Source organism: Microbacterium halophytorum (assembly GCF_002970975.1).
GTDB lineage: Bacteria > Actinomycetota > Actinomycetes > Actinomycetales > Microbacteriaceae > Microbacterium > Microbacterium halophytorum.
In genome coordinates, this window is the sequence record NZ_PNFA01000013.1 from 117,105 (window position 1) to 136,313 (window position 19,209).

Annotated in this window: 18 protein-coding genes; 14 read left to right on the forward strand and 4 right to left on the reverse strand. The window is 70.4% G+C overall.

From position 1 onward, the window contains the following. Positions 1-175: 175 nt before the first annotated feature. The 7 genes from ftsZ to C0010_RS12600 all read left to right on the forward strand — a co-directional run bounded on the left by ftsZ (position 176) and on the right by C0010_RS12600 (position 5,351). Positions 176-1,363, forward strand: a complete 1,188-nt coding sequence (gene ftsZ, locus C0010_RS12570) for a cell division protein FtsZ (RefSeq protein ID WP_105567432.1) — start codon at positions 176-178, stop codon at positions 1,361-1,363. Further along, complete coding sequence (locus C0010_RS12575; protein ID WP_105567433.1) at positions 1,360-2,043, forward strand: YggS family pyridoxal phosphate-dependent enzyme; 684 nt, start codon at positions 1,360-1,362, stop codon at positions 2,041-2,043. Before ftsZ ends, C0010_RS12575 begins: the two co-directional genes overlap by 4 nt. A gap of 31 nt (positions 2,044-2,074) precedes the next feature. After that, on the forward strand, positions 2,075-2,566 hold the full coding sequence (locus C0010_RS12580) for a cell division protein SepF (protein ID WP_105567469.1): 492 nt from the start codon (positions 2,075-2,077) through the stop codon (positions 2,564-2,566). Positions 2,567-2,623: 57 nt separating this feature from the next. After that, positions 2,624-2,920 (forward strand): YggT family protein, encoded by a 297-nt coding sequence (locus tag C0010_RS12585; protein WP_105567434.1) that lies wholly within the window; start codon positions 2,624-2,626, stop codon positions 2,918-2,920. A 112-nt stretch (positions 2,921-3,032) separates the two neighbouring features. After that, on the forward strand, positions 3,033-3,635 hold the full coding sequence (locus C0010_RS12590) for a DivIVA domain-containing protein (RefSeq protein WP_105567435.1): 603 nt from the start codon (positions 3,033-3,035) through the stop codon (positions 3,633-3,635). A 10-nt stretch (positions 3,636-3,645) separates the two neighbouring features. Further along, positions 3,646-4,425 carry a signal peptidase II gene (gene lspA, locus C0010_RS12595; RefSeq protein ID WP_105567436.1) on the forward strand — a complete coding sequence of 260 codons (780 nt, stop codon included), beginning with the start codon at positions 3,646-3,648 and terminating at the stop codon, positions 4,423-4,425. After that, positions 4,425-5,351: an RluA family pseudouridine synthase gene (locus C0010_RS12600; protein ID WP_105567437.1), complete on the forward strand. Its 927-nt coding sequence runs from the start codon at positions 4,425-4,427 to the stop codon at positions 5,349-5,351. The genes lspA and C0010_RS12600 overlap by 1 nt, the downstream gene beginning before the upstream one ends. Before the next feature lie 190 nt (positions 5,352-5,541). Here the strand turns inward: C0010_RS12600 and C0010_RS12605 are convergent, their stop codons facing one another. Continuing rightward, on the reverse strand, positions 5,542-6,372 hold the full coding sequence (locus C0010_RS12605) for an endonuclease domain-containing protein (RefSeq protein ID WP_105567438.1): 831 nt from the start codon (positions 6,370-6,372) through the stop codon (positions 5,542-5,544). Between the two features lie 433 nt (positions 6,373-6,805). On the opposite strand from C0010_RS12605, the gene C0010_RS12610 reads away from it, so the two are divergent. Then, positions 6,806-7,387 carry a GNAT family N-acetyltransferase gene (locus tag C0010_RS12610; protein WP_105567439.1) on the forward strand — a complete coding sequence of 194 codons (582 nt, stop codon included), beginning with the start codon at positions 6,806-6,808 and terminating at the stop codon, positions 7,385-7,387. A gap of 222 nt (positions 7,388-7,609) precedes the next feature. Here C0010_RS12610 and C0010_RS12615 read toward each other — a convergent pair whose 3' ends face one another. Continuing rightward, a complete protein-coding gene (locus C0010_RS12615; protein ID WP_105567440.1) occupies positions 7,610-8,674 on the reverse strand; it encodes a permease prefix domain 1-containing protein in 1,065 nt (354 codons plus the stop codon). A gap of 1 nt (position 8,675) precedes the next feature. Further along, positions 8,676-9,017: a PadR family transcriptional regulator gene (locus tag C0010_RS12620; RefSeq protein ID WP_105567441.1), complete on the reverse strand. Its 342-nt coding sequence runs from the start codon at positions 9,015-9,017 to the stop codon at positions 8,676-8,678. A gap of 195 nt (positions 9,018-9,212) precedes the next feature. Here C0010_RS12620 and dnaE point away from each other — a divergent pair, with 195 nt between their 5' ends. The 5 genes from dnaE to C0010_RS12645 all read left to right on the forward strand — a co-directional run bounded on the left by dnaE (position 9,213) and on the right by C0010_RS12645 (position 17,113). Beyond that, complete coding sequence (gene dnaE / locus C0010_RS12625) at positions 9,213-12,722, forward strand: DNA polymerase III subunit alpha (RefSeq protein WP_105567442.1); 3,510 nt, start codon at positions 9,213-9,215, stop codon at positions 12,720-12,722. A gap of 150 nt (positions 12,723-12,872) precedes the next feature. After that, the gene (locus tag C0010_RS15315; protein ID WP_232531948.1) at positions 12,873-14,291 is read left to right on the forward strand and encodes a hypothetical protein; all 1,419 of its coding nucleotides are present in this window, start codon (positions 12,873-12,875) and stop codon (positions 14,289-14,291) included. 13 nt (positions 14,292-14,304) lie between these two features. Beyond that, complete coding sequence (gene hisD, locus C0010_RS12635; RefSeq protein WP_105567443.1) at positions 14,305-15,606, forward strand: histidinol dehydrogenase; 1,302 nt, start codon at positions 14,305-14,307, stop codon at positions 15,604-15,606. After that, on the forward strand, positions 15,606-16,091 hold the full coding sequence (gene nrdR, locus C0010_RS12640; protein ID WP_105567444.1) for a transcriptional regulator NrdR: 486 nt from the start codon (positions 15,606-15,608) through the stop codon (positions 16,089-16,091). Before hisD ends, nrdR begins: the two co-directional genes overlap by 1 nt. 2 nt (positions 16,092-16,093) lie before the next feature. Next, complete coding sequence (locus C0010_RS12645) at positions 16,094-17,113, forward strand: quinone-dependent dihydroorotate dehydrogenase (RefSeq protein WP_105567445.1); 1,020 nt, start codon at positions 16,094-16,096, stop codon at positions 17,111-17,113. 66 nt (positions 17,114-17,179) lie between these two features. Here the strand turns inward: C0010_RS12645 and C0010_RS12650 are convergent, their stop codons facing one another. Further along, positions 17,180-17,740: a DUF3043 domain-containing protein gene (locus C0010_RS12650; RefSeq protein ID WP_105567446.1), complete on the reverse strand. Its 561-nt coding sequence runs from the start codon at positions 17,738-17,740 to the stop codon at positions 17,180-17,182. 50 nt (positions 17,741-17,790) lie between these two features. Here C0010_RS12650 and C0010_RS12655 point away from each other — a divergent pair, with 50 nt between their 5' ends. After that, on the forward strand, positions 17,791-19,179 hold the full coding sequence (locus C0010_RS12655) for a dipeptidase (protein ID WP_105567447.1): 1,389 nt from the start codon (positions 17,791-17,793) through the stop codon (positions 19,177-19,179). The last annotated feature ends 30 nt before the right edge of the window (positions 19,180-19,209 follow it).

Genomic DNA, 19,209 nt, shown 5'->3' on the forward strand with positions numbered 1-19,209 from the left:
GGCACGGATTCCGCGCCCGGATGCGGCGACACGCCCTGAGCGAGTCGGCCGCGCGCCGCCCGGCCGTTTAGCGTCGGGGGAGAGCAAAACAGTTGCCGGGAAATACTTTAACCCTGATGTAGAGGATGAAGGTTGAACCCGGCGGCCCCACGGTTCGCAATCAACGGAGGCCGGCATGAGCCAGAACCAGAACTACCTCGCCGTGATCAAGGTCGTCGGCGTGGGCGGCGGCGGCGTGAACGCCGTCAACCGGATGATCGAGCTCGGCCTCCGCGGGGTCGAGTTCATCGCCGTGAACACCGACGCGCAGGCGCTGCTGATGAGCGACGCCGACGTGAAGCTCGACGTGGGTCGCGAGCTCACGCGCGGGCTCGGTGCCGGCGCGGACCCCGAGGTGGGTCGCCGCGCCGCCGAAGACCACCAGGAGGAGATCGAGCAGGCGCTGTCGGGCGCCGACATGGTGTTCGTCACCGCGGGTGAGGGCGGCGGCACCGGCACGGGCGCCGCACCCGTCGTCGCGCGCATCGCGAAGTCGATCGGTGCGCTTACGATCGGCGTCGTCACGAAGCCCTTCTCATTCGAGGGGCGCCGGCGCCAGCAGCAGGCGGAGCTGGGCGTGGCGACCCTGAAGGAAGAGGTCGACACCCTCATCGTGGTGCCGAACGACCGGCTCCTCGAGATCAGCGACCGCGGCATCTCGATGGTCGAGGCCTTCGCAACCGCCGACCAGGTGCTCCTCGCCGGTGTGCAGGGCATCACCGACCTGATCACGACACCGGGCCTGATCAACCTCGACTTCGCCGACGTCAAGAGCGTCATGCAGGGGGCAGGATCCGCGCTCATGGGCATCGGCTCGGCGCGCGGTGCCGATCGGGCGATCAAAGCCGCCGAACTCGCCGTCGAGTCGCCGCTGCTCGAGGCGTCGATCGAGGGCGCGCACGGCGTGCTGCTGTCGATCCAGGGCGGTTCCAACCTCGGCATCTTCGAGATCAACGATGCGGCGCAGCTCGTCAAGGAGGCGGCGCACCCCGAGGCGAACATCATCTTCGGCACCGTCATCGACGACACCCTCGGCGACGAGGTCCGCGTCACGGTGATCGCCGCCGGCTTCGACGGCGGCGAGCCGCAGGCCAAGCTCGAGGTGCCGGCGATGGCGGCGCGGCCCGCCGTCCCGCAGGAGTCGAACAGCGCGCCGGCCCCGACTGGGGAGCGGAACGATGACGACGCCGAGGCGACCGATCCGTTCGCGCCCCGGCGCGAGCAGCCGGTCCCCGTGCAGGCGGCCCCGCCCGTCGTGCCGGACTCAGCCGGCTTCGACCAGGCGTTCGGCGACGACCTCGACATCCCCGAATTCCTGAAGTGACGCAACCCCTCGCAGACCGCCTCGCCTCGGTCGACGCGCGCATCGACGATGCCGCTCGCGCGGCGGGGCGGTCTTCTGCCGACATCACCCGGATCGTCGTCACCAAGTTCCATCCGGCGTCCCTGATCCGGGACCTCGCGGAGCTCGGGGTGCGGGACGTCGGCGAGAACCGGCAGCAGGAGCTGACGGCGAAGAGCGCCGAATGCGACGGGCTCGGCGTGCGCTGGCACTTCATCGGGCAGGCGCAGACGAAGAAAGCGCGGGCGATCCGGCGCGCGGCGTCCGTCGTGCACTCGGTCGACCGCGAGCGGCTCGTCGACGCGCTGGACGCCGCCGGCGAGGGGCAGGATCCGCTCGACGTTCTGGTGCAGGTGAACCTCACGGACGACGAGGGCAGGGGAGGCGCTGCGCCCGACGGCATCGAGAGCCTCGCCGAGCGCATCGCCGGAAGCGCGGGGCTCGTCCTGCGGGGCGTCATGGCCGTTGCGCCGCTCGGCGAGGAGCCGGGCGCCGCGTTCGCGCGGCTCGCCGATTGCGCCGGAACCGTGCGCTCCGTCGTCCCCGACGCGACATGGATCTCCGCGGGCATGACGGGGGACTTCGAAGAGGCGATCGCGCACGGCGCGACACACCTGCGAATCGGCGCGGCAATCACGGGCCCGAGGCCCCCGAGGGCATAGCCTCGGAACAACCAGCACGATGGAGGACGCGATGGGCAACCCGCTGAAGAAGACGATGGTCTACCTCGGCCTGGCGGACGAGGAAGCCTACGACGAGGCCGCCGCCCGGGCGGAGGAGCCGCGACAGGAGCGCGAGGAGCGCCCCGCGCGTGCCGAGCGCACGGAGGAGCCGGAGCCGAAGACGGCACCGGTCACGCCGCTGCGCCGCCCCGCCGTCGTGCGCCAGCCCGCTCAGGGCTCGGTGACGGAGATCGTCACGGTCCACCCGAAGCAGTACCGCGACGCTCAGGCGATCGCGGAGCACTTCCGCGACGGCGTGCCCGTCATCATGAACCTCTCGCAGATGAGCGACGCCGACGCGCGCCGGCTCGTCGATTTCGCGAGCGGCCTGTCGCTCGGGCTCTACGGCCGCATCGAGCGCGTCACGGCGAAGGTGTTCCTGCTCAGCCCCGAGAACATCCAGGTCTCGGGTGACGGCAGCATCACGGCCGACGTCGACGGCCCGGCCGCCGCGCTGTCCTGATCATCAGGCTCAGCGCGCGCAGAGGCTCGCGCGGTCTCCCACGATAGGCTGGTCTGCGTGTTCGGTTGGATCTTCACCGCTGTCTACAGCCTGCTCGTGGTCTACCTGCTGGTGCTGTGGGCGCGGCTCATCCTGAGCTACATCCCGATGTTCAATCGGGGGTGGCGACCGAAGGGTGCCGGGCTCGTGTTCGCGGAGGCCGTGTACACCGTGACCGACCCGCCGATCAAACTGCTGCGTCGCTTCATTCCTCCGCTGCGGCTCGGCCAGGTTTCGATCGACTTCTCCTTCATGCTGGTGATGTTCGCGTGCATCATCCTCATGTCGTTCACGAGCGTGCTCGCCAGGGTGTGAGCGCGTCGCCCATCGTCGCGCGGTCGGGGCCCGGGGGTATGCTTGCTTCGCAAGGAGCGCCCAGGCCGACGCCCGTGGCCACTGTCCATCTCAATTTCACGAGGAGTTACCCATGGCACTGACCCCGGATGACGTCGTCACGAAGGAATTCAGCAACGTCCGCTTCAAGGAGGGCTTCGACCCGGAAGAGGTCGATGACTACCTCGACGAGATCGTCAAGGAGTGGCGCGCCACGATCGCCGAGCGCGATGAGCTGAAGGCCAAGGTCGCCGAGCTCGAGAAGGAGCTCGCCGCCGCGAAGTCGGCGAAGCCCGCAACCGCCGCGGCGTCCGCGCCCGCTCCTGCCGCTGCACCGGCTCCCGCTGCCGACGCCTCGGGCGGCGCAGCGAGCACCAACGCGCTCGGCATCCTCGAGCGCGCCCAGCGCCTGCACGACGAGCACGTCGCCGAGGGCAAGGCGGAGGCCGAGAAGCTCGTCGGCGAGGCCACGAGCGAGGCCGAGAAGATCGTCGGCACCGCGAAGAAGGAGCGCAACGAGGTCCGGACGAAGCTCGAGACCGAGCGGAAGACGCTCGAGTCGCGCATCACCGAGCTCCGCAACTTCGAGCGCGACTACCGCCAGGAGCTGCGCGGTTACTTCGAGGGCAAGCTGAAGGACCTGGACACGTCCGGGTCCTCGTCGTCCGAGACGCCCGTCTCGGCGATCGGCCTGTAGACCGCGCGTCTTGGGCGGTCGCGCACCTCTGCGAACGGCGGCGGCCAGCGGCATCATCGCGATCCTCGCGGTGCTGGTGCTGGCCGCCGACCAGTTGAGCAAGTACTTCGTCCTGCAGAACCTCGAGCCGGGCGTCACGCAGGACGTCTGGGGCGAGGCGCTCCAGTTCGTCCTCGTCTTCAATCCGGGCGCCGCCTTCTCGCTGGGCGAGGGCGTCACGTGGATCTTCACGATCGCGATGTCGGTCGTCGCCGCAGCGATCGTCTACCTCGCCGCGACCCGGGTGCGGTCGCGGCTGTGGGCCGTCGTCCTCGGTCTGCTGCTGGGCGGCGTCCTCGGCAACCTCTGCGATCGGCTGTTCCGGGACCCCGGCTTCGCCGTCGGCCACGTCGTCGACTTCATCCTGACCCCCTGGATGTGGTTCTGGACGCCGAACGCTGCCATCTACAACGTCGCGGACATCTTCATCGTCGGCGGCATGGCCTCGGTCGCTCTGCTGCTCATCATCGGCATCGAGCTCGACGGCAGCCGCGTGCAGAAGGAAAAGAAGGCCGCGGGGGCCGACGCTGAAGCGGTCGACGACTCTGCTGCTGCCGATGCCGAAACGACGGACGCCGGTGCCGAGCCCGTCGGCGGGGCGCCGGATGTCGCACCCCGCACGGGCGACGTCACCGTGCCGACGAGCGCGACGCCGGATGCGGCGGAGCGGGCCTCCGCAGAGCCGGAGCCGAGGGAAGCGGAACCAACGGAGCGGGACGCTCCGGCCGACGGACCGCGGGAGCGCGACTGATGGAGTCACGGAGCCTCACGGTTCCCGAGGAGCTCGACGGCGCCCGCGTCGACGCGGCCATCGCGCAGCTCCTCGACCTCTCGCGCACCTTCGCCGCGGAGATCGCCGAGTCGGGCGGCGCGTTCGTGGATGCCCGCGGAGTCCGCAAGTCCGACCGCGTGACGGCCGGCGCGCGCCTCGACGTGGCGTGGGTCCCGAAGGAGGAGCCGCGCGCGGTCGCGGAGGTCGTGCCAGAGCTCGGCATCATCTTCCAGGACGAGCACCTCGTCGTCGTCGACAAGCCCGTCGGCGTCGCGGCGCACCCGTCGCCCGGCTGGGAGGGCCCGACCGTCGTCGGTGCGCTGATGGGCCTCGGCGTCTCGGTCGCGACATCCGGTGCCGCCGAGCGGCAGGGCATCGTGCACCGGCTCGACGTCGGCACATCCGGGCTCATGGTCGTCGCGAAGTCGGAGCTCGCCTACACCCAGCTGAAGCGTGCCTTCAAGGAGCGCACGGTCGACAAGGTCTACCACGCGATCGTGCAGGGGCACCCCGACCCGCTCGCCGGCACGATCGACGCGCCGATCGGCCGCCACCCGAACCACTCGTGGAAGTTCGCGGTGCGGCCCGAGGGCAAGCCCTCCGTCACGCACTACGAGACGGTTGAGGCGTTCCCGGGAGCGTCGCTGCTCGAGATCCACCTCGAGACGGGCCGCACCCACCAGATCCGGGTGCACATGGCGGCGCACCGGCACCCCTGCGTCGGCGACCCGCTCTACGGCGCCGACCCGACGCTGTCGGCGAAGCTCGGCCTGACGCGCCAGTGGCTGCACGCGCACCGCCTCGCGTTCGAGCACCCCGCCACGGGCGACCGCGTGGAGTTCGCCTCGCCGTACCCGCCCGACCTCCAGCACGCCTACGACCTGCTGGCCGACGGCCTCTACTGACGGCCACCCGCACATGTTTCCGCGGCCTTCCACAGTGTCTGTCGTGAGCCGCAGAGCGCATAGGGACGCCGGCATCGGCTCCGAGCCGCGGCAGAATCTCTGAGCCGCGGCAGAATCTTCCGGGTTATGCCGCGGCTGGAGGATTCTGCAGTGTGTCGGCGCCGCCTGTGTCGTACGTGGAGCTCACCGGTTACGCGGCCAGGCGGGCGACGACTCGGCGCAGTTCGGCCTCAACCCGCGGCCAGTCGTGCATCACGTCGTAGTAGTCGAATCGGAGCGGCACGTACCCGAGCGCGACGAGCTCGCGGTCGTGGCGGATGTCACTGCGCCGCTGTGCGGCATCACGGTGGAAAGCCCAACCGTCGAGCTGCACCGCGATGCGTCGGCCGATCAGGGCGTCGACCCTGTGACCGGCGATCTTCACCTGCTGCGTCACCTGCAGGCCCATGCGCCGACACCGCCAGACGAACGTCGACTCGACGCCGGAATCGGACCAAGCACCGACCTCTGCGGCCAGTTCGCGAGCGATCGGATGGACCCACGGTGTTGCGCGCAGTTGTTCGACCGTAACGGCTTCTGCCGCAATCGCCGATTCCCACACTGCGAATGCGTGCTCTGCCGCCAGACACAGGGCGACGTTCGCCAGGATGTTCGGCACGCTGTCGAACAGCGACCGCGTGTCGCGCGCGGTCAGCGGGGAGGAACGATGCACGCGCCCCGACAGCGGCCGGTCGGACCACGTCTGAGGCACGGCGAAATGGGGCTGATCGTGCTGGTCGCCCGGCGGCCTCCAGAGCCCGTGGTGCTCGAGCGCCGAGACGCACGTGATGACCGCCCCGCTCCGGGCGGCGGTCACGATCATCGGTTCAGCACGGGGGAGCACGAGCCAGCGCCGCCGCAGCAACGGGACGTCCTCGGCCCTTCGTGCGGAGAGGATCTGCTTCGGTGACCACCCGTGCTCCAAGAGTTCCGATCGGTGCAACCAGCCGCCGTTGGCTTTGAGCAGCGCATCCAGTGACATTGGTACTCCTTCGAGAGGGACGCCTCCAGAGTTGCGTTCGCAAGGTCGGCGCGGAAGCGGTGGACCCTGGTTGTGGATGGACATCACCGTCTCTCGGGCTTGTGGAGCAGGCTTCGACGCTCACACCATCCGTCAGACGGGCCCTCGGGCGACCCCGTCGATTCGGCGGCACCGCGGCTGGGCGGTTGTGCGGTGGGTCAGTGCACTGGCGCGCCCCTCCCGCGGACTGCGCGAGGTGCGCACTGTCCGGCGCCGCTGGGCGCTGGCATCGGCTTCGAGCCGCGGCAGAATCTCTGAGCCACGGCAGAATCGTCCGGATTATGCCGCGGCTGGAGGATTTTGCAGTGTCTCGGCGTCGGTTCACCTTCGCCGATGCAGCCCGGTTCGACATGGGAGGGTTCCGGATGTCCGAGGGATGGTGCACGCTCATCGCATGGGGATCGAGGTGCGGCCGGCAACCGAGTTCGACGACGTGGCGGTGCTGCTCGGGCCGAAGAAGCCGACCAGCAACGTGTGCTTCTGCCTGAGCTACCGCATCGGCAGCAAGGAGAACCAGGAACTGCGCGGGCCGGCGCGTGCGGACAGGGTGCGGGAGTTGTGCCGGCACGACCCGCCGCCCGGCGTCATTGCCTACCTCGACGGAGACCCGGTCGGATGGGCGGCGGTGCACCCGCGCCGCGACACCACCTTCGCGCGCAATCGTCTCATCCCGCACGTCGATGACCTCGATGTCTGGTCGCTGTGGTGCATCCGCGTGCGGCCCGGGTATCGCAAGCAGGGCATCACACACGCGCTGATCGATGGCGCCGTGGCACACGCGGCGGAACGCGGGGCGCCGGCCATCGAGGGCTACCCGGTGGACAACCGAGGTGAGCGCGTCGATCAGACGATGGCGTACGTCGGCACCAAGGCGCTGTTCGAGGTGTCCGGCTTCGTGCAGGCGGCCGAGACCGGGTCGGTCCTGAACGGGTTCCCGCGCGTCCTGATGCGCAGACAGCTCTCGTCGACATCGTGAGCGTGCAGGGCCCCGGAGGATCCGGGCAGAAGCGACCGCAGACATCCGGCTGAGGGACGGTGCACGCGATCATGGCGCGGGAGCTCGGAATGAGGCGCGACAGAGGAATCCAGGGCGCACGGAGCCACGCGTGTGATCGTTGGGCCGGGCGCACGGAACCGCGCGCGTGCGCAGATCGGGTTTGTGTGCGGCTGGGCGGCACTTCGGTGAGGCCTCCGCCGACTAGTCGCCGCACCGCACCGTGCGGGCGCGCTTGACCCAGCCGTCGGCGATGCCGCCCGCCGCGATCGCGGCGCCCCCGACGCCGATCACCACGGCGACGACCGTCAGCACCTCTGGGCCGACACCGGTGCGCTCGACGATGATGTCGATCAGGCGCGGGTTGAACAGGTCGCCGCGCCCCAACAGCGTGAGGAGCCAGCTCACGCCGATCAGGTTCAGCGCGGTGTTCGCCACGGCGAGGGAGGTCGTCCAGCGGCCCCGGATGTACAGGACGATCTGGAAGGCGATCGACAGCGCGAAGACGCCGAAGAGCCCGGCGATCCACCACGGCCACAGCCCGGGGGAGAAGATCTCGACCACCTCGCCGTCGAGCACGATCCAACCGACCGCGTGATCCCACCAGAAGCCGACGGCCGTGGCGGCGAGCACGATCGCGGTCGCGATCGGATCGGCGAGGCTGCGGTGTGCGGCCACGGCTTTCGGCAACTGGTCGACGGTCCAGGCCGCACCGCGCCGCGTGCGGCTCGGAAGCTGTTCGACCGTCCAGGCGGATGCCCGACGATCGCGGTCCGACGGCGCGGCCGTTGGGTCCGCCGCCGGGACCCTGGTGTTCTGATCGGCGAGCGCGATGCGCTCCGCGACCGCGAAGCCGAGCGTCGTCCAGAAGAACACGTGCATCGCTGTGGTGACGCCCGCGGCGAAGAACTCGGCGACGATGATGCCGATGCTCTCGCCATTCCCGATGGGTTCGATCGTCGCGAGCAGCCCGATCGAGACGGGCACGAACGCGAGCAGCAGGCGGAGCAGCCGCAGCCAGGTCAGGTAGTAGCGCGGGCCGATCAGCTGAAGCGGTCGGTCGGACAGGCCGGCGGCGAGCCTGGCGGGGTCGCCGAGCTCCTCGAGCGCAGCGCGCTCGGCGGCATCCGGGGCCTCGCCCTGCTCGACACGGGCCTCGACGGCGTCGGCGATCGACGCGCCGAGCTCGCGGCGCACGTCGTCGTGGGCATCGGGGGAGATGCCCCGCAGGGTTGCGGCGATGTAGCGGTCGGTGAGCGTGGATGTCATGTCAGCCCTCCTCTGGGGCGGGGTCATCGAGCGACGAAAGCGAGGCGCTCAGGGCGGCCCAATCGGCCGAGAGCGCGGCGGCGAGCCTGTCGCCGTCGGGGGAGGTGCGGTAGAACTTCCGCGGCCGAGCCTCGTCGGTGTTCCACTCGCTGGTCAGGTATCCCTGCTTCTCGAGCCGGCGCAGCAGGGGGTACAGCGTGTTCGCCTCGGCGCCGAAGCCGCGCCGCCCGAGCTCCTCGAGCAGGGCGTACCCGTATCCGGGCTCGCGCAGCAACCGCAGACAGGCGAGCACGACGGTGCCCCTTCTCAACTCCTGCAGGTGCGCGTCGAACTCCTGATCCATGACTGACACGATACTGTGCGGCACACACTATTGCAATCTTCACTACATCCGGTGGATGCGTCCGCTCGGAACCGCTCGGGCACCCGTTCTCTGCGGGGTCGGCAGGGCTCGACCGGCGCTCGGTCGAACTCGAACGGTGTGCTCACGGCGCGACACGGCCGCGCGGCCCCTGCCATCCCGAACTAGAATCGAGGGATGGCCGACGACTTCGTTCACCTGCACGTGCACAGCGAATACTCGATGCTCGACGGGGCGGCGAAGCTCGCGAACATGACGCAGGCGGCCAGCGAGCTCGGTCAGAGCGCGATCGCGGTCACCGACCACGGCAACATGTTCGCCGCCTTCGAGTTCTACAAGGCGGCGAAGGCCCAGGGCGTGAAGCCCATCATCGGCCTCGAGGGGTACGTCACCCCCGGAACCCACCGCGGCGACCGCTCGCGCGTCGCCTGGGGCTCGCCCGACCAGAAGAGCGACGACGTCTCGGGCGGCGGTGCGTACACGCACATGACGCTGTGGAGCGAGACGAACGAGGGCATGCAGAACCTCTTCCGCATCAGCTCCCTTTCGAGCCTGGAGGGCTACTACTTCAAACCGCGCGCCGACCGGGAGCTCCTGGAGCGCTACGCGAAGGGCATCATCGCCACGACCGGATGCCCGTCGGGCGAGATCCAGACGCGGCTGCGGCTCGGGCAGTACGACGAGGCGCGCCAAGCGGCCGCCGACTACCAGGACATCTTCGGCAAGGAGAACTACTTCACGGAGATCATGGAGCACGGCCTCTCGATCGAGCGGCGCGTGCGCGAAGACCTCCTGAAGCTGTCGAAGGACCTGGGCATCCCGCTGGTCGCCACGAACGACTCGCACTACACGTACCAGCACGAGGCCGACGCGCACGAGGCGCTGCTCTGCGTGCAGTCGGGCTCCACGATGGACAACCCGAACCGCTTCAAGCTCGACGGCGACGGCTACTACATCAAGAGCGCGCAGGAGATGCGCCAGCTGTTCCGCGACAACCCCGAGGCGTGCGACAACACGCTCCTGATCGCCGAGCGCTGCAACGTCGAGTTCGACACAGAGGCGAACTACATGCCGCGCTTCCCGGTGCCGGAGGGCGAGACGGAGGCGAGCTGGTTCATCAAGGAGGTCGAGAGGGGCCTCGAGTACCGCTACCCGAACGGCATCCCGCAGGCGGTGCGCGATCGAGCGGAGTACGAGATCGGCATCATCACGCAGATGCAGTTCCCCGGCTACTTCCTCGTCGTCGCCGACTTCATCAACTGGTCGAAGAACAACGGCATCCGCGTCGGCCCGGGCCGCGGCTCCGGTGCCGGATCGATGGTGGCGTACGCGATGCGCATCACCGACCTCGATCCGCTCGAGCACGGCCTCATCTTCGAGCGCTTCCTGAACCCCGACCGCGTGTCGATGCCCGACTTCGACGTCGACTTCGATGATCGGCGCCGCGGCGAGGTCATCGACTACGTGACCGAGAAGTACGGCGACGAGCGCGTGGCGCAGATCGTCACGTACGGCACGATCAAGTCGAAGCAGGCGCTGAAGGACTCCAGTCGCGTGCTCGGCTTCCCGTTCAGCATGGGCGAGCGCCTCACGAAGGCGATGCCGCCGCCCGTCATGGGCAAGGACATGCCCCTGAGCGGCATGTTCGACCCCGACCACGGGCGCTACAAGGAAGCGAGCGAGTTCCGCACGCTGATCGAGACCGACCCTGAGGCGAAGACGGTCTTCGACCGCGCCATCGGCCTCGAGGGCCTGAAGCGTCAGTGGGGCGTGCACGCGGCCGGTGTGATCATGTCGTCCGATCCGCTGATCGACATCATCCCGATCATGCGCCGCGAGCAGGACGGCCAGATCGTCACGCAGCTCGACTACCCGGCATGCGAGTCGCTCGGCCTGATCAAGATGGACTTCCTGGGGCTGCGCAACCTCACGATCATCTCTGACGCGCTCGACAACATCCGGACGAACCGGGGCGTCGACCTCGACCTCGAGCACCTCGCGCTCGACGACAAGGGCGCGTACGACCTGCTCGCCAGCGGCGACACGCTCGGCGTGTTCCAGCTCGACGGCGGCCCGATGCGCTCGCTGCTGCGCCTGATGAAGCCCGACAACTTCGAGGACATCTCGGCCGTCATCGCGCTGTACCGCCCCGGCCCGATGGGCGCCAACTCGCACACCAATTACGCGCTGCGCAAGAACGGCGAGCAGGCGATCACGCCGATCCACCCGGAGCTCGAGGAGCCGCTGAAGGACATCCTCGACACGTCGTACGGCCTCATCATCTACCAGGAGCAGGTGATGGCGATCGCGCAGAAGGTCGCGGGCTTCAGCCTCGGCCAGGCCGACATCCTCCGCCGCGCGATGGGCAAGAAGAAGAAGTCGGAGCTGGACAAGCAGTACGTCGGCTTCGCGGGCGGCATGAAGGAGCGCGGCTTCGGCGAGGGCGCCATCAAGGCGCTGTGGGACATCCTGCTGCCGTTCTCCGACTACGCGTTCAACAAGGCGCACTCGGCGGCGTACGGCGTCGTGTCGTATTGGACCGCCTACCTCAAGGCGCACTACCCGGCCGAGTACATGGCCGCGCTCCTGACGAGCGTCGGCGACTCGCGCGACAAGCTCGCGATGTACCTCAACGAGTGCCGCCGGATGGGCATCAAGGTGCTGCCGCCGGATGTCTCGGAATCGATCAACTTCTTCGCCGCCGTCGGCGAAGACATCCGATTCGGTCTGGGTGCCGTCCGGAACGTCGGCACCAACGTCGTCGAGGGCATCGTCGCCGCCCGCGCCGACGGCCCGTACACCGACTTCCACGACTTCCTGAAGCGCGTGCCGCCGCAGGTCGCGAACAAGCGGACGGTCGAGTCGCTCATCAAGGCCGGTGCCTTCGACACCATGGGGTCGACGCGACGCGCCCTCGTCGAGATCCACGAGGACGCCGTCGAGCAGGCGGTGCTCGACAAGCGCCGCGAGGCGCAGGGCGAGGTCGGCTTCGACTTCGACAGCCTGTGGGACGAGCCGCAGGAGGTGCAGAAGGTCCCGGAGCGGCCGGAGTACACCAAGAAGGACAAGCTCGCGTTCGAGCGCGACATGCTCGGACTGTACGTGTCGGACCACCCGCTGGCCGGCCTAGAGATGCCGATCGCGAAGCACCGCTCGATCACGATCGCGGGGCTGCTCGCCTCGGAGTCGCTCGATGACGGCGATCAGGTCACGATCGCGGGGCTCGTCACGAGCGCCCAGCACCGCGTCGCGAAGCAGAGCGGCAACCCCTACGGCATCGTCACGATCGAGGACTTCGAGGCCACGGTCGACGTGATGTTCATGGGCAAGACGTACCAGGAGTTCCAGCCCATCCTCGTGCAGGACTCGATCCTGGTCGTCAGGGGCCGCGTCTCGCGGCGCGACGACGGGCTGAACCTGCACGCGCAGTCGGCGTTCGCCCCGGATCTCGGGGCGATGGACACCTCCGGCCCGATCACGCTGCTGCTCCCGGAGCAGCGGGCGACCGAGCGGGTCGTGAAGGACCTGGCGGAGGTGCTCACGCGGCACGGGGGCGAGACCGAAGTGCGCCTGAAGATGCACCGCGGCCGTCAGGCCAAGGTGTTCGAGGTGCCTATCCCCGTGAAGGTGACTCCCGACCTGTTCGGCGACCTGAAGTCGCTGCTCGGCCCGCAGTGCCTGGCCTGAGCGCACCCTTTCCGGCGGGCGGCGGTGAGCCCCTGCGTCGCCCCGTCACAGAATCAGCACAGCGGATCGGCGGGCCGCGGCCCGTAGGATCGTAGGCGGAAACGCCGCAGCGAGCGCCGCTCGCGCGAGCAGCAGAGGAGACGACGCACCGTGTCCGACAACACGTACGGTCAGCCGGGCCAGCCCGGCGCGCCGCAGCACGCCCCGACACCGCCGCAGCAGGGTTGGGGTGCGCCCCATGGCTGGGGAGCCCCGCCGGCCGCGGCTCCGCAGCAGTCCGCCTGGGGTGCTCCGCAACAGGCGCCCGCCGCCCAGACCGGGTGGGGAGCACCCGGTGAGCCCCAGGGTGCCCAGCCCGGATGGGGCGCGCCGCACGGAGACCCGTATGCGGGCAGGCAGAGCTTCCTGCCGCAGCAGCAGCCGGCACCCCAGCAGAAGCCGAAGCCGGCCCCGCTGCGCCCCGGCGACGGCGTTCCGGCGGTGTGGGCCTTCACCCTGCGCGAGCTGATCCTCGCCAGCGTCGGCCTGCTCTCCGTCGTCTTCTCGTTCTTCTCGATCTACGCCTTCGACGGCGGCGACTTCGCGTTCACGGCGCCGCAGATCTACCTCCCGATCTGGAACCAGGGCCTCGTCGCCGTCGCTGCGGCGATCGCGATGGTCGCGGCGACCGCGCTGGTCATCCTGCGCCGCTTCGTTCCCGCCGTCGCGACACTGCGCATCGGCTCGCTCGGCATCGACCAGTTCGCCTCCGTGGCGTTCTCCCTGTACGCGCTCGCCTACTGGGGCGCGATGCTCTCCGTGCTCCTCACGAGCGGCGGCGTCGGCGCACACATCACGTGGACGGCGTGGATCGCCGGCATCCTCGCGATCGCGGGCGTGTTCTTCACGGTCGTCGCCCCGTTCGTGCCGCCGTTCCGCGGTGACTTCGACGCGCGCGAGGAGACGCCTGCCGTCCGCGCGGCGCGCCCGGCACCGCGCCTGGTCCGTGCGCCGAAGCCGGAGCAGCCGAACCCCTACGGGCCTCAGGGATGGGCGCCCCAAGGTCAGCCGGTCCAGGGTCAGTCGGCCCCGCAGGGACCGACGGCCGGCCAGCAGTTCGCCGCCCAGGCGCCCGCGACCGAGGCGGCCCCCGTCGTCGGCGCCGACCAGCCTCCGACCGCGGGCCCCGCGCAGCCGGCGCCGGAGCCCGAACCCGCGGCGGAAGCTCCCGAGACCGCGCCCGGCGCGGCTCTGAGCGCGCCGGAAGACGACGGTATCGACGGCGACACGGTCCTGCGCGAGGATGACGCGACGCGTGCGAACGTCGTCCTCGATGCACAGGATGCCGCGGCGGAGCCGAGCGCTGCCGCGTTCGATCCGCAGTCCCTGCCCGTCACGAACGCGCAGCCGTTCTGGGCGCTGGCGCCCGAGGAGCGCGACGCCGTCGACGCGGCGGGGGAGCCCGTCTTCCGCATCGGGCCGACGGCGTGGGCGCTCGTTCTGGAGGAACGAGGCGACGTCTTCGTCGTCCGCCACGACGACGGCCGGATCGGGTACCTGCACGACACCTCCGGCATCACCCGGGGCTGACGAGGAGCACGAGATGCGCACGATTGACCTACGAGGGCGCGAGCTGTCGCCCGCGGAACTGCTCGCGGCGGTGCCGAGGGCGACCGCCGCACGGCAGGCCGCCCTCGAGGCGGCCGGCAGGATCGTCGACGACGTCGCCGCCCGCGGCGAGGAGGCCCTGCGCGAGCAGGCCGAGCGCTTCGACGGCGCCGTCGGCCACGACATCCGGGTGCCGGCCGAGCACCTCTCGGAGGCGCTCGCCGGGCTGGAGCCCGAGGTGCGCGCGGCGCTCGACGAGGCGATCGGCCGCGTCCGCACGGCGTCGGCCGCGCAGGTGCCGCCCGCCCGCACCACGGAGCTCGCGCCGGGCGCGACCGTGACGCAGCGCTGGCAGCCCGTCGCCCGCGTCGGCGTGTACGTGCCCGGCGGCAAGGCCGTCTACCCCTCGAGCGTCGTGATGAATGTCGTCCCCGCGCAGGTCGCCGGCGTCGCCTCCGTCGCGCTCGCCTCGCCGCCGCAGGCCGCCTTCGGAGGCCGCGTGCACCCGACGATCCTGGCGGCCGCCGCGCTCCTGGGCATCGACGAGGTGTACGCGATGGGCGGCGCCGGTGCGATCGGCGCCTTCGCCCACGGCGTCGCCGGTCTCGGCCTCGACCCCGTCGACGTCGTCACGGGGCCCGGCAACAATTTCGTGGCATCGGCGAAGCGGGTCGTCGCGGGCATCGTCGGCACCGACGCCGAGGCGGGCGCGACCGAGATCCTGATCTCGGCCGACGCCGCCGCCGACCCCCGTCACATCGCCTACGACCTCGTCAGCCAGGCCGAGCACGACGAGCAGGCCTCGGCCGTGCTCGTCACCGATTCCGCCTCGCTCGCCGACGCGGTCGCGGCGGAGGTCGTGAAGGTCGCGGCGGCCACGAGGCACGCCGAGCGGGTGCGCGCGGCGCTCACGGGTGAGCAGTCCGCCATCGTTCTCGTCGACGATGCGGCGGCCGCCGAGGCGTTCAGCAATGCCTACGCGCCCGAGCACCTCGAACTGCACCTCGCCGACGCCCCGGATGCGGCGGCGCGCTACACCAGCGCAGGCGCCGTCTTCGTGGGCACGCACAGCCCCGTGAGCCTCGGCGACTACCTCGCCGGCTCGAACCACGTGCTGCCCACGGGCGGCCAAGCGCGCTACGCCGCCGGCCTCGGTGCGGCGACCTTCCTCCGCTCGCAGCAGGTGATCGAGTACTCGAGCGAGGCGCTCCGCGGCGTCTCGGAGGCGATCGTCGCGCTCGCCGAGGCCGAGGACCTCCCGGCCCACGGCGAGGCCGTGACCGCCAGGAGCGCCTGATGCACTGCCCGTTCTGCCGGCACGGCGACTCCCGTGTGATCGACTCGCGCACGAGCGATGACGGCCTGTCCATTCGGCGCCGCCGCCAGTGCCCCGAGTGCGGCAAGCGCTTCTCGACGGTCGAGACGGCGAGCCTGAACGTGATCAAGCGGTCGGGCGCGGTCGAGCCGTTCACACGCGACAAGGTCGTACTCGGCGTGCGCAAGGCCTGCCAGGGACGGCCCGTCACCGACGCCGACCTCGCCGTGCTCGCCCAGAAGGTCGAGGAGGCGGTGCGCCAGACGGGCCTCAGCCAGATCGACGCGAACGAGATCGGCCTCGCCACCCTCGGGCCGCTGCGCGAGCTCGACGAGGTCGCCTACCTGCGCTTCGCGAGCGTCTACCAGGCGTTCGATTCCCTGGAGGACTTCGAATCGGCGATCGCCTCCCTGCGCGCGGACCACGCAGACCGCGCCGTCGATCCGGCCGCCCCGTCCGAGGAGTGAGAATGTACCCCCTGCTGTTCCGCACCGTGCTGTCGAAGCTCGACCCCGAGACCGCCCACCACCTCGGTATGGCCGTCATCCGGGTCGCGGGCATGAGGCCCTTCGCACCCCTTGTGCGCGCGTTCACGAAGCCGGAGCCGAAGCTGCAGGTGACGGCGCTCGGCCGCACGTTCCCGAGCCCGTTCGGTGTCGCCGCCGGCTTCGACAAGAACGTCGTCGGCGTGCGCGGCCTCGACGCGCTCGGGTTCGGCCACATCGAAGCGGGCACTGTGACGGCGATCCCGCAGGACGGCAACCCGAAGCCGCGCCTGTTCCGCCTCGTGAACGACCGCGCCGTCATCAACCGGATGGGCTTCAACAATCGCGGAGCCCGGGCGGCGGCGCGGCGCCTCGCGAAGCTGCGCCGCGGGGGAGCGGTCGTCGGCGCGAACATCGGCAAGAGCCGCGTCGTCGATGTCGACGACGCCACGGCGGATTACGTCACGAGCGCCCGGATGCTGGCGCCGCTCGCCGACTACCTGGCCGTGAACGTGTCGTCGCCGAACACGCCGGGCCTGCGCGGCCTGCAGGCGATCGAGACGCTGCGGCCGCTGCTGACGGCCGTGCGCGAGGCAGCCGGCGCGACGCCGATGCTCGTCAAGATCGCCCCCGACCTGCCGGACGACGAGATCGCGGCCGTCGCGGCCATGGCGCGCGAGCTGGGCCTGGCGGGCATCATCGCCACCAACACCACGATCTCCCGCGACGGCCTGACGGCCGACCTCGCGACGATCTCGGCGGCGGGCGCCGGCGGCCTGTCGGGAGCGCCGCTGCGCGAGCGCTCCCTCGAGGCGCTCCGCGTCATCCGGAACGAGGTTCCCGACGAAGACTTCTGCGTCATCTCGGTCGGCGGCGTCGAGACGGCGGCCGATGTGCGCGAGCGGCTCGACGCCGGCGCTACCCTCGTGCAGGGCTACACGGCGTTCCTGTACCGCGGCCCCCTCTGGGCTCGCGAGATCAACCGCGGTCTCGCCGGTCGGTAGGGCGGACGACGAGAACGCCCGCTCCGGTTGACCGGGAGCGGGCGTTCTGCGCGTGCGGGACGGGCGCTACTTCGGCGCGCCGCCGATGCGCACCTGCGGCTTCGGCAGGCGCATGAAGCGCATCTGCATCGAGCGCATCGACGCGTACCAGCCGAGGCCCTTCTCGCGCTGCTCGAGGCCGAACTTCTCGGCGGCGGCCTTCTTGACGCTGCGCGAGAGGATGATCATGTCGCCGACGGTGAACAGGACGAAGACCCACAGCGCGAGCATGCCGTAGAACTGTACGGCGTACGGCAGGAACATCGTCGCGATCAGGATGACGATCAGGGCCGGCATCAGCATCTCGCCCAGGTGGAAGCGCCCGTCGGTGAAGTCGCGGGCGAAGCGGCGCTGGGGCCCCTTGTCGCGCGGTTGGAGGTACTTCTCCTCGCCGTTGGCCTGGCCGATGCGCGCCCGGTCCTGCCTCGCGCGGAGGTCGGCGCGGGCGCGCTGCTTCGCTTCCTTCGTGTTCGCGACGAGCGGGCGGCGGTTGGCCGCCTCGCGCTCGGCGCGGCTGGGGGTCGGGCGTCCCTTGCCGACGGTCGGCATCGACGCGTCGTTCTCGCTGGGGGCGGGGGTCTTGGCCACGGGGCAGCACCTCAAATACTTCGATCCGGATCACTCAATAGGATACCCGCATGACCTCCGCAGAGAATCCGGACTCCCATCTGACCACCGCGGCGGAAGACGGCGTGCCCGCGGCGCTCGCCGACCTCGGCCGCCTCGTGCGCATCCCCGGCATCGCCTGGCCCGCCTTCGACCAGGACCAGCTGGTGCGCAGCGCCGAGGCGGTTGCGGAGCTCGCCAGGGGGACGGGCGTCTTCGACGACGTGCGCATCCACAGGGCGCGGATCCCCGGCACCGACGAGCTCGGCCAGCCGGGCGTCCTCGCGACGCGCGCGGCGCGGAACGGCAAGCCCACCGTGATGCTCTACGCGCACCACGACGTGCAGCCCCCCGGTGACGACGCGCTGTGGAAGACGCCGCCGTTCGAGCCGACGGTGCGCGACGGCCGCCTGTACGCCCGCGGTGCCGCCGACGACAAGGCGGGCATCATGACGCACATCGCGACCCTGCGGGCGCTGCACGAGGCGCTCGGCGACGATCTCGACCTGGGGCTCGTTCTCTTCGTCGAGGGCGAGGAGGAGTTCGGATCGCGCTCGTTCGCGCAGTTCCTCGATGACAACGCCGACGAGATGCGCTCCGACGTGATCGTCGTCGCCGACTCCGGCAACTGGGACTCCGAGACGCCGGCCGTGACGGTCTCCCTGCGCGGCAACGCCAAGTTCCACCTGACGGTGCGCACGCTCGATCACGCGTCGCACTCCGGCATGTTCGGGGGAGCGGTGCCCGACGCCATGATGGCGACCGTGAAGCTGCTCGCGACGCTCTGGAACGACGACGGATCCGTCGCGGTCGACGGCCTCGCCGAGCGCGACGCCGAGACGCCGGCGTACGAGGAGGCGACGCTGCGCGACGAGGCGGGCCTGCTCGACGGCGTGTCGCCCGCGGGCAGCGGCACGATCCTGTCGCGGATCTGGAACAAGCCATCGATCACGGTGACGGGCATCGATCACACGTCGGTCGCCGCCGCCAGCAACACGCTCGCGCCCGAGATCACCGTCGTCGTGAGCTGCCGGGTCGCTCCGGGGCAGAGCTCCGACGAGGCGTACCGCGCCATCCGGACGCACCTCGAGAACAGCGCGCCCTTCGGCGCCCAACTGGAGTTCAGCGAGGTCGACAACGGCGACGGCTTCCTCGTCGACACCTCCGGATGGGCCGTGACCGCGGCGCGCGAGGCGATGGCCGACGGATACGGCAGGGCGCCGGTCGACTACGGCGTGGGCGGATCGATCCCGTTCGTCTCCGACCTCGCAGCGCGGTACCCGGGGGTCCAGATCCTCGTCACGGGCATCGAGGACCCGCACTCGCGGGCGCACAGCCCCAACGAGTCGCTCCACCTCGACACCTTCCGGCGCGCGATCGTGTCGGAGACGCTCCTCCTCGGTCGGATGAACGACCGCTGACGGGCCGCGCCGCGCGGGGCGTTCGCCCTC

Coding starts and splice junctions, on each gene's coding strand:
- ftsZ (WP_105567432.1), top strand. CDS start 176: ATGAGCCAGAACCAGAACTACCTCGCCGTGATCAAGGTCGTCGGCGTG.
- C0010_RS12580 (WP_105567469.1), top strand. CDS start 2,075: ATGGGCAACCCGCTGAAGAAGACGATGGTCTACCTCGGCCTGGCGGAC.
- C0010_RS12590 (WP_105567435.1), top strand. CDS start 3,033: ATGGCACTGACCCCGGATGACGTCGTCACGAAGGAATTCAGCAACGTC.
- C0010_RS12600 (WP_105567437.1), top strand. CDS start 4,425: ATGGAGTCACGGAGCCTCACGGTTCCCGAGGAGCTCGACGGCGCCCGC.
- C0010_RS12605 (WP_105567438.1), bottom strand. CDS start 6,372: ATGTCACTGGATGCGCTGCTCAAAGCCAACGGCGGCTGGTTGCACCGA.
- C0010_RS12610 (WP_105567439.1), top strand. CDS start 6,806: ATGGGGATCGAGGTGCGGCCGGCAACCGAGTTCGACGACGTGGCGGTG.
- C0010_RS12615 (WP_105567440.1), bottom strand. CDS start 8,674: ATGACATCCACGCTCACCGACCGCTACATCGCCGCAACCCTGCGGGGC.
- C0010_RS12620 (WP_105567441.1), bottom strand. CDS start 9,017: ATGGATCAGGAGTTCGACGCGCACCTGCAGGAGTTGAGAAGGGGCACC.
- dnaE (WP_105567442.1), top strand. CDS start 9,213: ATGGCCGACGACTTCGTTCACCTGCACGTGCACAGCGAATACTCGATG.
- hisD (WP_105567443.1), top strand. CDS start 14,305: ATGCGCACGATTGACCTACGAGGGCGCGAGCTGTCGCCCGCGGAACTG.
- nrdR (WP_105567444.1), top strand. CDS start 15,606: ATGCACTGCCCGTTCTGCCGGCACGGCGACTCCCGTGTGATCGACTCG.
- C0010_RS12645 (WP_105567445.1), top strand. CDS start 16,094: ATGTACCCCCTGCTGTTCCGCACCGTGCTGTCGAAGCTCGACCCCGAG.
- C0010_RS12655 (WP_105567447.1), top strand. CDS start 17,791: ATGACCTCCGCAGAGAATCCGGACTCCCATCTGACCACCGCGGCGGAA.